This is a genomic window from Burkholderia sp. BCC0397 (assembly GCF_902832865.1).
Taxonomy (GTDB): Bacteria; Pseudomonadota; Gammaproteobacteria; order Burkholderiales; family Burkholderiaceae; genus Burkholderia.
Genome location: NZ_CADFDL010000003.1, coordinates 741,193 through 757,054, shown reverse-complemented (window position 1 = coordinate 757,054; position 15,862 = coordinate 741,193). Strand labels below are relative to the sequence as shown.

The 15,862-nt window shown below is 67.7% G+C and carries 14 protein-coding genes; 12 read left to right on the top strand and 2 right to left on the bottom strand.

The window, feature by feature from the left end:
• Positions 1–16: 16 nt before the first annotated feature.
• The 7 genes from HWX03_RS13560 (at position 17) to HWX03_RS13530 (ending at position 7,547) form a co-directional block, all read left to right on the top strand.
• Positions 17–685, top strand: coding sequence for a MotA/TolQ/ExbB proton channel family protein (locus tag HWX03_RS13560; protein WP_175871557.1), 669 nt, complete (start codon positions 17–19; stop codon positions 683–685).
• A gap of 24 nt (positions 686–709) precedes the next feature.
• Positions 710–1,150, top strand: coding sequence for a biopolymer transporter ExbD (locus HWX03_RS13555; protein ID WP_174386089.1), 441 nt, complete (start codon positions 710–712; stop codon positions 1,148–1,150).
• Between the two features lie 183 nt (positions 1,151–1,333).
• Complete coding sequence (gene leuS, locus HWX03_RS13550; protein WP_175871556.1) at positions 1,334–3,928, top strand: leucine--tRNA ligase; 2,595 nt, start codon at positions 1,334–1,336, stop codon at positions 3,926–3,928.
• A gap of 38 nt (positions 3,929–3,966) precedes the next feature.
• Complete coding sequence (lptE, locus tag HWX03_RS13545; protein WP_174429924.1) at positions 3,967–4,518, top strand: LPS assembly lipoprotein LptE; 552 nt, start codon at positions 3,967–3,969, stop codon at positions 4,516–4,518.
• A gap of 18 nt (positions 4,519–4,536) precedes the next feature.
• Complete coding sequence (holA, locus tag HWX03_RS13540) at positions 4,537–5,631, top strand: DNA polymerase III subunit delta (protein WP_175871555.1); 1,095 nt, start codon at positions 4,537–4,539, stop codon at positions 5,629–5,631.
• A 199-nt stretch (positions 5,632–5,830) separates the two neighbouring features.
• Entirely contained in the window at positions 5,831–7,102 is a 1,272-nt protein-coding gene (locus HWX03_RS13535) for a glutamate-5-semialdehyde dehydrogenase (RefSeq protein ID WP_175871554.1), read from the top strand.
• A gap of 22 nt (positions 7,103–7,124) precedes the next feature.
• Entirely contained in the window at positions 7,125–7,547 is a 423-nt protein-coding gene (locus HWX03_RS13530; protein ID WP_128841871.1) for a CopD family protein, read from the top strand.
• Between the two features lie 94 nt (positions 7,548–7,641).
• Here the strand turns inward: HWX03_RS13530 and HWX03_RS13525 are convergent, their stop codons facing one another.
• Positions 7,642–8,490 (bottom strand): MurR/RpiR family transcriptional regulator, encoded by an 849-nt coding sequence (locus tag HWX03_RS13525; protein ID WP_126359737.1) that lies wholly within the window; start codon positions 8,488–8,490, stop codon positions 7,642–7,644.
• Between the two features lie 294 nt (positions 8,491–8,784).
• Here HWX03_RS13525 and edd point away from each other — a divergent pair, with 294 nt between their 5' ends.
• The 4 genes from edd to HWX03_RS13505 all read left to right on the top strand — a co-directional run bounded on the left by edd (position 8,785) and on the right by HWX03_RS13505 (position 13,382).
• Complete coding sequence (gene edd, locus HWX03_RS13520) at positions 8,785–10,641, top strand: phosphogluconate dehydratase (RefSeq protein ID WP_175871553.1); 1,857 nt, start codon at positions 8,785–8,787, stop codon at positions 10,639–10,641.
• Positions 10,642–10,660: 19 nt separating this feature from the next.
• Positions 10,661–11,287, top strand: coding sequence for a bifunctional 4-hydroxy-2-oxoglutarate aldolase/2-dehydro-3-deoxy-phosphogluconate aldolase (gene eda / locus HWX03_RS13515; protein WP_011544577.1), 627 nt, complete (start codon positions 10,661–10,663; stop codon positions 11,285–11,287).
• A 216-nt stretch (positions 11,288–11,503) separates the two neighbouring features.
• Positions 11,504–12,865 carry a GntP family permease gene (locus HWX03_RS13510; RefSeq protein WP_174429920.1) on the top strand — a complete coding sequence of 454 codons (1,362 nt, stop codon included), beginning with the start codon at positions 11,504–11,506 and terminating at the stop codon, positions 12,863–12,865.
• Between the two features lie 13 nt (positions 12,866–12,878).
• Complete coding sequence (locus tag HWX03_RS13505; protein ID WP_174429919.1) at positions 12,879–13,382, top strand: gluconokinase; 504 nt, start codon at positions 12,879–12,881, stop codon at positions 13,380–13,382.
• A 71-nt stretch (positions 13,383–13,453) separates the two neighbouring features.
• Here HWX03_RS13505 and HWX03_RS13500 read toward each other — a convergent pair whose 3' ends face one another.
• Positions 13,454–14,101, bottom strand: coding sequence for a TetR/AcrR family transcriptional regulator C-terminal domain-containing protein (locus tag HWX03_RS13500; protein ID WP_175871552.1), 648 nt, complete (start codon positions 14,099–14,101; stop codon positions 13,454–13,456).
• Between the two features lie 275 nt (positions 14,102–14,376).
• Here HWX03_RS13500 and HWX03_RS13495 point away from each other — a divergent pair, with 275 nt between their 5' ends.
• The gene (locus HWX03_RS13495; RefSeq protein WP_175871551.1) at positions 14,377–15,798 is read left to right on the top strand and encodes an FAD-dependent oxidoreductase; all 1,422 of its coding nucleotides are present in this window, start codon (positions 14,377–14,379) and stop codon (positions 15,796–15,798) included.
• The last annotated feature ends 64 nt before the right edge of the window (positions 15,799–15,862 follow it).

The window sequence follows — 15,862 nt, the reverse complement described above, 5'->3', positions numbered from 1 at the left end:
CCACGAGGAAACTCCGATGGCGATTCCCACCGGCGTTGTCCACTACCTCGAAAGCGGCGATGCGATCACGCATGCCGTCTCCTATGTGCTGCTGGCGATGTCCGTCGCCAGCTGGTGCTTCCTCTTGATGAAAGCCTGGCTGCTGGTCCGCGCGAAGCGGCAGGGGCCGCGCGCGCTCGCCGCGTTCTGGCGCGCGCCGTCGCTCGACGCGGGTATCGCCGCGCTCGCCGGCGCCGATCGCGAGCGCGTGTTCGTGCCGCTCGCCGAAGCCGCGCGCGACGCGGCCGACGACCACGATCCCACCGCGCTGGCCGCGCGCGTCGAGCGCAGCGAACGCGTGCTGCGCGCGTTGCGTCATGCGATGCTGCGCTCGCAGCGGCGCCTCGAATTCGGCCAGGTGCTGCTCGCGTCGATCGGCAGCACCGCGCCATTCGTCGGGCTGCTCGGCACCGTGTGGGGCATCTATCACGCGCTCGGCAGCATTGCCGCGAGCGGGCAGGCGCAGATCGAGAACGTCGCGGGGCCGGTCGGCGAGGCGCTGATCATGACCGCGTTCGGGCTGGTCGTCGCGATTCCCGCGGTGCTCGCGTACAACATCCTCGGCCGGCTCGTCCGGCAGCTCGCCGAGGAACTCGACGGCTTCGCACGCGATCTGCACGTATTCGTGTGCGCGCAGGGCGCCTGACGCGCCGGCTCCGGAGGAACGACCATGGCATTCGGCGGGCTCGAGCACCACAAGACGTCCGCGCCGATGGCGGAGATCAACATGACGCCGCTGATCGACGTGATGCTCGTGCTGCTCGTCATCTTCATCATCACCGCGCCGCTGATGACGCACGCGATCCGGCTCGACCTGCCGAAGGTCGCGGCCAGCGTCGCGCGCGACACGCCGCAATCCGTCACGCTGTCGATCGACGACGCGGGTAAGCTCTACTGGGACGACGCGCCCGTGGCGCTCGACGCGCTGCCCGCGCGCTTCCGGGCTGCCGCCGCGGGCGCCGCGCCGCCCGAGCTGCGGCTGCGCGCGTCGCGCGCGACCCGCTACGACGTGATCGCGCAGGTGATGGGCGCCGCGCAGGCCGCGGGCCTCACGCGGATCGGTTTCGTGACCGACGTGCCGCCGGCCGGTGGCGCCGGCGCAAAACCCTGATATGCCGTCGTCGTTGCGGGCCCCGGCCCGCGAGACCGGCCGTGCGGGCCCGCACGGGCGGTATAATCGACGTTTTTCCCGGCCCGGAACCGGTCAGCCCGTTCCTGCGCCGGGCACGCACGATTTCGATCCAATCCTGCGCGCGCGCCGTCGCGCCGCTTAAAGCCTAGCCCGAACCACACCATGCACGAGAGATACGTACCCGCCGACGTCGAAGCCGCCGCCCAGGGCGACTGGCGCGCAGCCGATGCCTACAAGACGAAGGAAGATTCGCAGAAGCCGAAGTTCTACTGCGTATCGATGCTGCCGTACCCGTCCGGCAAGCTGCACATGGGTCACGTGCGCAACTACACGATCAACGACGTGATGTACCGCTATCTGCGGATGAACGGCTACAACACGCTGATGCCGATGGGCTGGGATGCGTTCGGGATGCCGGCCGAGAACGCCGCGATGGCGAACGGCGTGCCGCCCGCGAAGTGGACCTACGACAACATCGACTACATGAAGGGCCAGATGCAGTCGATGGGCCTCGCGATCGACTGGTCGCGCGAGATCGCGACGTGCAAGCCCGACTACTACAAGTGGAACCAGTGGCTGTTCCTGAAGATGCTCGAGAAGGGCATCGCGTACAAGAAGACGGGCACCGTGAACTGGGACCCGGTCGACCAGACCGTGCTCGCGAACGAGCAGGTGATCGACGGCCGCGGCTGGCGCTCGGGCGCGCTCGTCGAGAAGCGCGAGATCCCGATGTACTACCTGCGCATCACGCAGTACGCGGATGAGCTGCTGAACGACCTCGACGGCCTCGGCTGGCCCGAGCGCGTGAAGATCATGCAGCAGAACTGGATCGGCAAGAGCTTCGGCGTGAACTTCGGCTTCCCGTACGAACTCGACGGCGAGCAGAAGCTGCTGCGCGTGTTCACGACGCGCGCCGACACGATCATGGGCGTCACGTTCTGCGCGGTCGCGGCCGAGCACCCGCTCGCCACGCGCCTCGCGCAGGACAAGCCGGAGCTGCTCGCGTTCATCGACGAGTGCAAGCGTGGCGGCGTCGCCGAGGCCGACGTCGCGACGATGGAGAAGAAGGGCGTCGCGACCGGCTTCTCGGTCAAGCACCCGCTGACCGGCGAGCCGGTCGAGGTGTGGATCGGCAACTACGTGCTGATGAGCTATGGCGAAGGCGCGGTGATGGGCGTGCCGGGCCACGACGAGCGCGATTTCGCGTTCGCGAAGAAATACGATCTGCCGATCAGGCAGGTGATCGCGAGCGAAGGGCAGACGTACTCGCTCGACGCATGGCAGGAGTGGTACGGCGACAAGGACACCGCGGTCTGCGTGAACAGCGGCAAGTACGACGGCCTGCGCTATACGGAAGCGGTCGACGCGGTCGCCGCCGACCTGAAGGCCGGCGGCTTCGGTGACAAGCAGGTCACGTGGCGCCTGCGCGACTGGGGCGTGTCGCGCCAGCGCTACTGGGGCACGCCGATCCCGATCATCCACTGCCCGTCGTGCGGCGACGTGCCGGTGCCGGAGCAGGATCTGCCGGTCGTGCTGCCGGAAGACCTCGTGCCGGACGGCTCGGGCAACCCGCTCGCGAAGTCCGAGGCGTTCCTGAACTGCACGTGCCCGAAATGCGGCGCGGCCGCGAAGCGCGAAACCGACACGATGGACACCTTCGTCGATTCGTCGTGGTACTTCTCGCGCTACACGGCGCCGGACGCCGAGACGATGGTCGACGCGCGCACCGATTACTGGATGCCGATGGATCAGTACATCGGCGGCATCGAGCACGCGATCCTGCACCTGCTGTATTCGCGCTTCTGGACCAAGGTGATGCGCGACCTCGGCCTCGTGAAGTTCGGCGAGCCGGCGAAGAACCTGCTCACGCAGGGGATGGTGCTGAACGAGACGTACTACCGCGAAGACGCGGCGGGCAAGAAGACCTGGTACAACCCGCTCGACGTGACGGTCACGCACGACGACAAGGGCCGCCCGGTCGGCGCGACGCTGAATGCGGACGGCCAGCCGGTCGTGCTCGGCGGCATCGAGAAGATGTCGAAGTCGAAGAACAACGGCGTCGATCCGCAACTGCTGATCGACCAGTACGGCGCCGATACCGCGCGCCTGTTCACGATGTTCGCGGCACCGCCCGAGCAGCAGCTCGAGTGGTCGGGCGCGGGCGTCGAGGGCGCGAGCCGCTTCCTGCGCCGCGTGTGGAGCTTCGGCGCCGGCAACCGCGAAGCGCTCGCCGTGCGCGCGGGCTTCGATGCCGCCGCGCTCGGCGACGCCGACAAGGCGCTGCGCCGCGAGATCTACAGCGTGCTGAAGCAGGCCGATTTCGACTACCAGCGCCTGCAGTACAACACGGTCGTGTCGGCCGCGATGAAGATGCTGAACGCGATCGACGGCGCGAAGGGCGCGACGCCCGCCGTGCTGCGCGAGACGTACGGCGTGCTGCTGCGCGTGCTGTACCCGGTCGTGCCGCACGCCACGTTCGAGCTGTGGAAGGCGCTCGGCTACGCGGACGAATTCGGCCCGCTGCTCGATGCGCCGTGGCCGAAGGTCGACGAGGCCGCGCTCGAGCAGGCCGAGATCGAACTCGTGCTGCAGGTGAACGGCAAGGTGCGCGGCGCGCTGAAGGTCGCGAAGGACGCGAGCCGCGACGCGATCGAAGCGGCGGCGGTGGCCGACGAGGCATTCGCGAAATTCAGCGACGGCAAGCCGGCGAAGAAGATCGTCGTCGTGCCGGGCCGCCTCGTGAACATCGTCGTCTGACGGCCGCCGGCCGTCGGACGTACCCAGAAGGAGCGAAGGTGATCCGCAGATCGTTTTTGATGCTCGTCGGCAGCGCGGTCGTGCTGTCGGCATGCGGCTTCCAGTTGCGCGGCCAGCAGGACTACGCGTTCAAGCAGCTGTTCGTGGCCGGTGCGCCGGCGCCCGTCGAGGCGCGGCTCACGCGCCTCGTCCAGGCCGGCAGCGACACGAAGATCGTCAAGTCGGCGGACGACGCCGACGCCGTGCTGCGCATGTGGGAGTCGCGTGGCCAGAACACGCTGACGCTCAACAAGTACGGCTCCGCGCAGGAATACGCGCTGTTCTACACGCTGAACTACACGCTGACGAGCAAGGACGGCACCGTGCTGATCCCGCCGAGCGCGATCGCGCTGAACCGCGCGATGACGTACAGCGACCAGTACACGAACGCGAAGGCGCAGGAAGCCGACATCCTGTACGGCGACATGCAGAACGACGCGGTCGACCAGCTGATGCGGCGTCTCGCGATCGTCCACTCGCTGACGCCGGCGCCGGAGGACGTGGTGCCGGGCGTGGCGCCGCGCGCGCCGCTGCCGCCGCCGCCGCTCTGATCGCGGGCGCACGCAGCGATGCAATTGCGACTTGATGCGCTGGAGCCGCACCTCGCGAAGGGGTTGGCCGGGCTCTATACCGTCTACGGCGACGAGCCGCTGCTCGCGCAGGAAGCGTGCGACCGCATTCGTGCGGCCGCGCGCGCGGCCGGCTTCACCGAGCGTTCGGTGCATACGGTCGAGCGCGGCTTCGACTGGAGCGTGCTGCTCGGCGCGACCCAGGCGATGTCGCTGTTCGGCGAGCGCCAGCTGATCGAGCTGCGCATTCCGTCGGGCAAGCCCGGCAAGGAAGGCGCCGATGCGCTGAAGACGCTCGCGGCCACGCCCAATCCGGACGCACTGATGCTCGTCACGTTGCCGCGCCTCGACGCGGCCACGCAGAAATCCGCATGGTTTACCGCGCTGCAGAACGGCGGCGTCGCGCTGAAGATCGATCCGGTCGACCGTGCGCAACTGCCGAACTGGATCGGCCAGCGTCTGTCGATGCAGGGCCAGCGTGCCGCGCCGGGCGACGACGGGCGCCGCGCGCTGCAGTTCATCGCCGAGCGCGTCGAGGGCAACCTGCTCGCCGCGCACCAGGAAATCCAGAAGCTCGGGTTGCTGTATCCGCAGGGTGCGCTATCGTTCGAGCAGGTGCACGACGCGGTGCTGAACGTCGCGCGCTACGACGTGTTCAAGCTGAACGAAGCGATGCTCGCCGGCGACGCCGCGCGGCTCGCGCGGATGATCGACGGGCTGAAGGGCGAGGGCGAGGCGATCGTGCTCGTGATGTGGGCCGTCGTCGAGGAACTGCGCACGCTGCTGCGGATCAAGCGCGGCACGACGGCCGGCAAGCCGCTCGCGACGCTGCTGCGCGAGAACCGCGTGTGGGGGCCGCGCGAGCGGCTGATCGCGCCCGCGCTGAACCGCGTGTCGGAGGCGGTGCTCGAACAGGCGCTCGCGTTCGCCGCGAAGCTCGACCGGCAGGTCAAGGGGCTCACGGCCGTCGTGCCGGGCCGCCGCGCGCAGGACGAACCGCCGCCCGACCCGTGGGACGGGCTGTTCCAGCTCGCGATGACGGTCGCGGGCGCCCGCGGCGAGCGACCGCCGACCGCGGGTCGCGTGCGACGCTAAGTCCCGTTCGGGCCTTCAGCGCGCACTGCGCAACCCGCTTACAATGTTTCGATGACCGGGGCGCCGCCCTACGCGGCGCGGCCTTGCGGCCGCCGCCCCGCACGGATGGCCGTCCACCCGGATAGCCGTTCCGGATGGCCGCCCCACGCTTCCCCACGAATTCATGCCGCTCCGCGCGGCTCGCTTCTCGAGTCACACGATGGATATCGATCAGTACATGACCGACCTGGGCCGTCGCGCCCGGCACGCTTCCCGCGCGATGGCGCGCGCCAGCACGGCCGCGAAGAACGCGGCGCTCGACGCGGTGGCCCGTGCGATCGAACGCGACGCGCAGGCGCTGAAGGATGCGAATGCGCGCGACGTCGCCCGCGCCCGTGAAAAGGGGCTCGATGCGGCGTTCGTCGACCGCCTGACGCTGTCGGACAAGGCGCTGAACACGATGGTCGAAGGGCTGCGTCAGGTCGCGTCGCTGGCCGATCCGATCGGCGAGATCGGCAACCTGAAGTTCCGCCCGAGCGGGATCCAGGTCGGCCAGATGCGCGTGCCGCTCGGTGTGATCGGCATCATCTACGAGTCGCGCCCGAACGTGACGATCGACGCGGCCGCGCTGTGCCTGAAGTCGGGCAACGCGACGATCCTGCGCGGCGGCTCCGAGGCGCTCGAATCGAACGCGGCGCTCGCGAAGCTGATCGGCGAAGGGCTCGAGGCGGCCGGGCTGCCGCAGGACGCGGTGCAGGTCGTCGCGACGGCCGATCGCGCGGCGGTCGGCAAGCTGATCACGATGACCGAATACGTCGACGTGATCGTGCCGCGCGGCGGCAAGAGCCTGATCGAACGGCTGATCAACGAGGCGCGCGTGCCGATGATCAAGCACCTCGACGGCATCTGCCACGTGTACGTCGACGATCGTGCGGATGTCGCGAAGGCGCTGACCGTCTGCGACAACGCGAAGACGCACCGCTACGGCACCTGCAACACGATGGAGACGCTGCTCGTATCCAGCGGCATCGCCGCGAAGCTGCTGCCGCCGCTCGGCAAGCTGTATCGCGACAAGCAGGTCGAACTGCGCGTCGACGCGGCCGCGCGCGCGGTGCTCGCCGACGCGGGCGTCGGCCCGCTCGTCGACGCGACCGAGGAAGACTGGCACACCGAATATCTCGCGCCGGTGCTCGCGATCAAGGTCGTCGACGGGCTCGACGCCGCGATCGAGCACATCAACCATTACGGCTCGCATCACACGGATGCGATCGTCACCGAGGATCACGACCGCGCGATGCGGTTCCTGCGCGAAGTCGATTCGGCGAGCGTGATGGTCAATGCGTCGACGCGCTTCGCGGACGGTTTCGAATTCGGCCTCGGCGCGGAAATCGGCATCTCGAACGACAAGCTGCACGCACGCGGCCCGGTCGGCCTGGAAGGGCTCACGTCGCTGAAGTACGTGGTGCTCGGGCACGGCGAAGGCCGTCAGTAAGTCAACCGCGAGGCGCACCACCATGGCAATGCTCTGGGTCAAGACGTTCCATGTCGTTCTGATCGCCGCGTGGTTCGCGGGGCTGTTCTACCTGCCGCGCATCTACGTGAACCTGGCCATGGAGACCGATCCGGCCGCGGTGCGGCGCCTGCTGCTGATGGCGCGCAAGCTGTTCCGCTTCATGACGATGATCGCGGTGCCGGCGCTCGCGTGCGGGCTGTGGCTCTGGCTCGTGATCGGCATCGGGCAGGGGCAGGGCTGGATCCATGCGAAGGTGACGGTCGTGCTGCTGCTCGTGATCTACCACGCGTATTGCGGGCACCTGCTGCGGGTGTTCGAGCGCGGCGAGAACCGCCGCACCGACAAGTGGTATCGCGTGTTCAACGAGCTGCCGGTGCTCGGCATGCTCGCGGCGGTCGCGCTGGTGGTGATCAAGCCGTTCTGAGCGGCGCGGCCAGTGGCATGTGCCGCCGTCGAATCATGCGCAACGGCGCCCCTCGGGGCGCCGTTGTTCGTTTACGCGCGGCGTTCCGCGACTGTTACTCCTTCGTCGGGTCGTCGATCCGGCGCCGCGTGATCGCTTCCTTCGCGCGGCCGACGCGTTCCATCAGCGCCGGCCCGCGCGACAGCGCGACGCCGACCGCGAGAATGTCGCCGATCGCGAGATGCGACATCCGCGACGTCATCGGCGAGAACACATCGGTTTCCTCGGCGACGTTCGACGCGAGGCTGACCGTCGCGAGCTTCGCGAGCGGCGAATGGCTCTGCGTGATCGCGACGACTTTCGCGCCGCACGCGAGCGCGGAGCGCGCGGCGTCGACGATGTCGCGCGTGCGGCCGGTGTTCGAGATCGCGACGACGACGTCGTGCGGCCCGAGCAGCGCCGACGACATCGAGAACGTATGCGGATCCGAATACGCGACGCTCGGCACGCCGAGCCGGAAGAACTTGTGCTGGATGTCCTGCGCGGCGATGCCCGAGCCGCCGGCGCCGTAGAACTCGATGCGCGACGCGTTCGACAGCAGCGCGATCGCGTCGGCGACGCTGCCCGCGGACAGGCTGTTGCGCACCTCGATCAGCGCGCCGATCGTGCGGTCGAACACCTTGCCGATGATGCCGGGCGCCGGTTCGTCGGGCTCGACGTCGCGGTACACCGACGACACGCCCGGCGCGACGCTCTGCGCGAGCCGGATCTTGAATTCGCGAAAGCCGCTGCAGCCGAGCGCCTGGCAGAAGCGCGCGATGGTCGGCTGGCTGACGCCCGCGCGGGTCGACAGCTCGGTCATCGCGAGGTCGAGCACCTCGCGCGGCGCGGCGAGAATGTAGTCGGCGAGCTTGCGCTCGGACGGGCGCAGCTCGGCGCGGATCGCTTCAATGCGAGGCAGCATGGGACGGCACGTGGAAATCGGGTTCGGATGAGGGAGTGTATCGCAATCGAATTGTAGAAAATCTACATGAAAATACTAGCGAAATAGCGACGGTTTCGACGTAGGGCTAACAAGGGGAATTAGGGTTTTCACTGATTAAAGCCTTGCTGGTGGCGGGAATGAGGGTTGCGGGCGAGTCGATCCGCATTGCATGCTTGTAGTTTTTCTACTAGACTGCCTTCGTTCGATCGACGAAGCTCGACCGTCCCCACGATTCCAACCGCCGGTGTCGGCCGGCATACAGGAGCGCCCAGCATGACGTCGCTGCACCCCACTCTGGCGAAGGTCACCGAACGCGTGATCGCCCGCAGCCAATCGACCCGTTCCGCCTATCTGCAGCGCATCGACGGCGCGCAAGGCAAGTTCCCGGCACGCGGCGCGCTGTCGTGCGCGAACCTCGCGCACGGCTTCGCGGGCCTCGAGGGCAACGACAAATTCGCGATCAAGGCGATCCGCGAGCCGAACATCGGCATCGTGTCCTCGTACAACGAGATGCTGTCCGCGCACGCGCCGTACAAGGATTTCCCCGAGATCATCAAGGCGGCCGCGCGCGAGAACGGCGGTGTCGCGCAGTTCGCGGGCGGCGTGCCGGCGATGTGCGACGGCGTCACGCAGGGCAATCCGGGGATGGAGCTGTCGCTGTTCTCGCGCGAAGCGATCGCGATGGGTACCGCGATCGCGCTCACGCACAACATGTTCGACGCGGCGCTCTGTCTCGGCATCTGCGACAAGATCGTGCCGGGCCTGCTGATCGGCGCGCTGCAGTTCGGCCACTTGCCGACGATCTTCGTGCCGGCCGGCCCGATGACGAGCGGCCTGTCGAACGACGACAAGGCGAAGATCCGCCAGCAGTTCGCGACCGGCCAAGTCGGCCGCGACGCGCTGCTCGAAGCCGAATCGGCCGCGTATCACGGCCATGGCACCTGCACGTTCTACGGCACCGCGAACAGCAACCAGATGCTGATGGAGCTGATGGGGCTGCACCTGCCGGGCTCGGCATTCGTTCACCCGCATACGCCGCTGCGCACCGCGCTGACGGCCGAGGCCGCGCGCCGTGTGCTCGACCTGACCGTCGAGCGCGGCCACTACACGCCGATCGGCCATGTGATCGACGAAAAGGCGATCGTCAACGGGATCGTCGCGTTGCTCGCGACGGGCGGCTCGACCAACCACACGCTGCACCTCGTCGCGATCGCGCGCGCGGCCGGCATCCTGATCGACTGGAACGACTTCGACGAGCTGTCGGCCGTCGTGCCGCTGCTCGCGAAGATCTACCCGAACGGCAAGGCCGACGTGAACCATTTCCACGCGGCCGGCGGTGTCGCGTTCCTGGTACGCAACCTGCTCGAAGGCGGGTTGCTGCACGAGGACGTGACGACGGTCGCCGGTAAGGGGCTCGCGCACTACACGAAGGAGCCGAAGCTGCTCGACGGCAAGCTGACGTGGGTCGACGGCGCGGCCGAGAGCCACGACACGAAGGTGCTGCGCGGCATTCGCGACCCGTTCCAGCCGGACGGCGGCCTGCGCCTGATGCAGGGCCGGCTCGGCCGCGGCGTGATCAAGATTTCGGCGGTCGCGCCGGAGCACCGCAAGGTGACGGCGCCCGCGATCGTGTTCGACTCGCAGGAAGCCGTGCAGGAAGCGTTCGATCGCGGCGAGCTGAAGCGCGATTTCGTCGCGGTGGTGCGCTTCCAGGGCGCGCGCGCCAACGGCATGCCCGAGCTGCACCGTTTGACGCCGCTGCTCGGCGTGCTGCAGGATCAGGGCTTCCATGTCGCGCTGGTGACCGACGGCCGCATGTCGGGCGCGTCGGGCAAGGTGCCGGCCGTGATCCACGTGTCGCCGGAAGCGCTGCTGGCCGGCCCGCTCGGCAAGGTGAAGACGGGCGATACGCTCGTGATCGACGCGGAAGCCGGCGTGCTCGACATCGAGGTCGACGACGCCGAGTGGCACGCGCGCCGGGTCGCGCAGCCGCAGCACCAGGCCGAGAACGAAGTCGGTTTCGGGCGCGAACTGTTCGGCGTGTTCCGCGCGGCCGCGGCGCCGGCCGAGCAGGGCGCATCGGTTTTCGGGACGCTGATCGGCGAAACGGCCGTCAGTGTCGCCGCATGAATTTCAAGGAGCCAATTCAATGAAGACGATTGCTGAAATCGTGAAGCTGGGCCCGGTCATCCCGGTGCTCGCATTCGACTCGGTCGAGCAGGGCGAAAACGTGTCGCGGGCATTGCACGCGGGCGGCGTGAAGGTGCTCGAGATCACGCTGCGCACGCCGGCGGGCCTCGAGGCGATCCAGCGCGCGAGCCAGCTCGCGGACGACATCGTCGTCGGCGTCGGCACGATCACGAAGCCCGAGCACTGCGCGCAGGCGAAGCGCGCGGGCGCGAAGTTCGGCGTGTCGCCGGGCCTGACGAAGGAACTGCATCTCGCGTCGCTCGACGCGGGCCTGCCGCTGCTGCCGGGCGTGATGACGCCGAGCGACATCATCCAGGCGCTCGAATTCGGCTACGACATCGTGAAATTCTTCCCCGCGCAGCAGGCGGGCGGCGTGCCGATGCTGCAGGCGTTCCACGGCCCGTTCCCGGCGCTGAAGTTCTGCCCGACCGGCGGCATCACGGTCGACACCGCGCCAAACTTCCTGAAACTGCCGAACGTCGTGTGCGTCGGCGGCTCGTGGCTCACGCCGAAGGCCGCGCTCGCCGCGCAGGATTGGGCCGAAGTCACGCGCCTCGCGCAAGCGGCGAGCCAGCTGCCCCGTTAAAACTTGTGTCCGATGACGGTTTGACCCTCGGAAAGCAAGCGTTAGTGCTTGTTTTACCGAGGGTTTTTGCTGATGGAACCGGTTCTATCCGCGGATCGCAAAGATAAGTAAAATTCAGCGTCCTGACGGGGGGTACCCCCGTGTTTCGGAGACCTGCATAGCCGGGCATACTCGCAACGACTCGCCCGGTTCGAACAATTCTAGGAGGAGTGCCACATGGGGGCCGTCCAAGGCAGCATGCTGCTCGTATTCACGCTGATCGCGATTGCCGCGCTGATCCTGATGATCGCGCGCTACAAGATCTACCCGTTCCTGGTGCTGATCATCGTTTCGCTCGGCCTCGGTCTCGTCGTCGGCATGCCGATGGACAAGATCGTCAAGTCGTTCGAAACGGGCACCGGCGGCACGCTCGGCCACATTGCGATCGTCGTCGGCCTCGGCACGATGCTCGGCAAGATGATGGCCGAATCGGGCGGCGCCGAACGGATCGCGACCACGCTGATCGACTGGTTCGGTGAAAAGAACATCCACTGGGCGATGATGTTCGTCGCGATCATCGTCGGCCTGCCGGTGTTCTTCGAAGTCGGCTTCGTGCTGCTGATCCCGATCGCGTTCAACGTCGCGAAGCGCACCGGCAAGTCGCTACTCGTCGTCGGCCTGCCGATGGTGGCCGGCCTGTCGGTCGTGCACGGGCTGATCCCGCCGCACCCGGCCGCGCTGCTGGCCGTCCAGCAATACGGCGCCGATATCGGCAAGACGATCGCCTTCGGCCTGATCGTCGGCGTGCCGACCGCGATCATCGCGGGCCCGCTGTTCGCGCTGATGATCTCGAAGTTCGTGAAGCTGCCGGAAAACAACCCGCTCGCATCGCAGTTCGTCGATACGCACACGGACGGTCGCAAGCGCGAACTGCCGAGCTTCGGCATCACGCTGTTCACGATCCTGCTGCCCGTCGTGCTGATGCTCGTCGGCAGCTGGGCCGACCTGGTGTTCGCACCGAAGTCGCTGCCGAACAACCTGCTGCGCTTTGCCGGCAACTCGGACGTCGCGCTGCTGATCGCCGTGCTCGTGAGCTTTTTCACGTTCGGCAAGCTGCAGGGCTTCAACCGCGACCAGATCCAGAAGTTCTGCGGCGAGTGCCTGGCACCGATCGCCGGGATCACGCTGATCGTCGGCGCGGGCGGCGGCTTCGGCGGCGTCCTGCGCGAGAGCGGGATCTCGCAGCAGATCGTCGAGACCGCGAAGCACGCGCATCTGTCGCCGCTGCTGCTCGGCTGGTTCGTCGCGGCGCTGATGCGTCTCGCGACGGGTTCGGCGACGGTCGCGATGACGACGGCCTGCGGCATCGTCGCGCCGATCGCTGCGGCGGCCGGCACGACGGCCCGCCCGGAACTGCTGGTGCTCGCGACGGGCTCGGGCTCGCTGATCTTCTCGCACGTGAACGACGGCGGTTTCTGGCTGATCAAGGAATATTTCGGGATGACGGTCGGCCAGACGTTCAAGACCTGGTCGCTGCTTGAAACCATCATCTCGGTGCTCGGTCTGAGCTTTACGCTGCTGCTGAGCCTGGTTCTGTAACAAGGGGTAGTCAATGATTCTGATCGCAATGGGCGTGTCGGGCGCGGGCAAGTCGCTGATCGGCGAAATGCTGGCGGAACGCCTGTCGTGCAGCTATACCGATGGCGACGCGTTTCACAGCGCGGCGAACAAGGAAAAGATGCACCACGGCATTCCGCTGACCGATGAAGACCGCTGGCCGTGGCTGCGCACGATTCGCGCGGCCATCGAGGAAAAGCAGCGCGCGGGCGAAACCGCCGTGTTCACGTGCTCGTCGCTGAAGCGCTCGTACCGCGACGTGCTGCGCGGCACCGATACCGACGTGCGGTTCGTGTATCTGAAGGGCACGTTCGAGGTATTGCACGAGCGCCTGAAGAGCCGCACCGGCCATTTCTTCGATCCGTCGCTGCTGAAGAGCCAGCTCGACACGCTCGAGGAGCCGGGCCCGGACGAAGCAATCGAGGTCAGCATCGAGCTGACGCCCGAGCAGATCGTCGATCAGGTCATGCTGAAGATCGGCCTCGCGCACCCGCACTGAGCGCGGTTCGCGGTCATCGTGATGGAAAAGGCGCCTTCGGGCGCCTTTTTCGTTGGCGGCGCGGACGCCGGTCAGGCCGTGCGCGCGCGTTGCGCGATGCCGTCGAGCAGCACGTCGAGCATCGTGTCGTGCACGACGGCCGGATCGAGCTGCGCGTAGAGCGGGGTGGCCGACTTGACGAGCGGATGCCCGGCGTCGGACAGCGCGTGCATTTCCGCGAGCTCGACGTCGTTCGCGGCGCGCGTGAGGCCGCCCGCTTCGGCGGCGGCGAGGCCGATCACGCTCGCGTACCAGCCGACGCATACCGACGGCAGCGCCGCGCGCGGGATGCCGGCGTCGGTCAGCGCGCGATGCACGGCCTCGATGTGCGCGAGATCGGCCGGCCCCGTGCTCATGTGCCGCTGCAGCAGCGCGAACGCGGCCGGGTAGCGCAGCGCGAGCGCGCGGTACTGGCGCGCGAGGTCGCGCAGCCGTTCGCGCCACGGCTGCGACGGGTCGACCGGCACGAGCGAGCGCGACAGCGTATTCGCGATCGCGCGGCTCAGGCCATCCTTCGACTTGAAGTGATACAGCACGCTCATCGGGTCGCAGCCGATCGATTGCGCGAGCTTGCGCACGCTGAACGCGGCTTCGCCGACGTCTTCGAGCAGCGCGAGCGCGGCCGCGACGATCGCGTCCTTGTCGAGGCCGCGCGGGCCCTGGGCGGGTTTGTCTTTCATCGAGGCGGGCTGGCAGGCCGGCACGGCGCCGGCTGTAAACTTGACGAAAGCTTATTCTACACTGTAGAATTATTTCTGCGGTGTAGAAATTGGGTGTCCCGGCACCTTTCAAGACGTGCTTTCGCACAGTCCGGGATCCAGGCGGCACGAGCGTGCCTGCCGTCAACACGGGCCATCGCGCCCCTTTTCTCGTTGACACCCATGTGGAACCGGCTGCCCCACCCGCGAAGCCAGCAGGCTCATCGACAGGCGGCCAAGACCATGCAAGTGCAATCATGAATTCCAATCACCCACCCCTGATCCGGGGCGAATCGCGTTTCGGGCAAACGCAACTGAACATCGAAAAAGACAACTGGAACTGGTGCGATCCGGCCCGCTACGACGGCGAGCGTCCCGCCAACTGGTACGAAGCGTCGTTGTCGCGCCATGAAAACACCGCGCCGCTCGCGCACGACGCCGTCTGCGACGTGCTCGTGATCGGCGCGGGCCTGCTCGGCGCATCGGCCGCGCTGCATCTCGCGGAAGCGGGTGTCGACACGATCCTCGTCGACAAGCATCACGTCGGCTCGGCCGCATCGGGCCGCAACGGCGGGCAGCTCACGCCCGGCCTCGCGCGCTGGGAAGCCGCCGACATGATCGAGAACCTGTCGCACGACGATGCGAAGCGGCTGTGGCGCTTCGCGTCGGCCGAGTCGATGGGCCTGATCGACGAGATCGGCGCGCGTTACGCGCTCGATCTCGACCGCAAGCGCGGCCACATCACGGCGGCGGTTCACCCCGGCCACATGAGCGCGCTGCTCGACGGCGCGGATGCGCGCCGCCATCTCGGCGACGCCGGCGTGACGCTCGTCGGTCGCCATCAGCTGCACGACGAATACGTGCGCTCGGGGCTGTATCACGGCGCGGCGATCGACGCGACCGGCGGCCAGATCCATCCGCTCGCGCTGGTGCGCGGCCTCGTGCACGGCTTTCGGCTGAACGGCGGCGCGCTGTTCGAGGGCACCGAGGTGCTCGAGCTCGACGAGACGCCCGCGGGCGTCGTCGCGACGACGCCGGGCGGCACGATCACCGCCCGCCGCGGCGTCGTGCTCGCGCTGCACAACACGACGTTCCGGCTGCTCGACGACGGCGCGGCGACCACGGTGCCGTTCTTCACGTACGTGAGCGTGACGGCGCCGCTCGACGTCGACGTCGCGACGCTGATGCCGGCCGGCATGCCGGTGTACGACACGCAGTTCCAGATCGACTACTACCGGCCGGTGCGCGGCAACCGCCTGCTGTTCGGCGGGCAGGGCACCGGCAGCTGCTGGGCGCAGCCCGACGTCAACGCGTATCTGCTGACGCGGTTGAACACGGTGTTTCCGCAGGCCGACGGCAGCTTCGCGCTCGACTACTGCTGGAGCGGCGTCAGCGACTTCACGCTGAACGGCGCCACCGACAGCCGCAAGACCGACGGCCACGTGCCGATGTACATGGTGCAGGGCTGGAGCGGCCACGGCGTCGCGCAGACGGTGCGGATCGGCAAGGCGATCTGCGACGATTTCGTCGGCCGCAACGACGATTTCTCGATGCTCACGGGCATCGACCATCGCGCGATTCCGCTTGGCCGGCAGTTGTCGCCGATCGCGATTCCCGCCGCGAAGGCCGCGATGAGCGTGATGAGCGCGCTGAATCCGGGACGGATGATCTCGTTCTGATCGGCAGAAAAGCAAAAAGCCCAATGCGATCGCTCGCATTGGGCTTTTTTCCATCCGGCGCCGG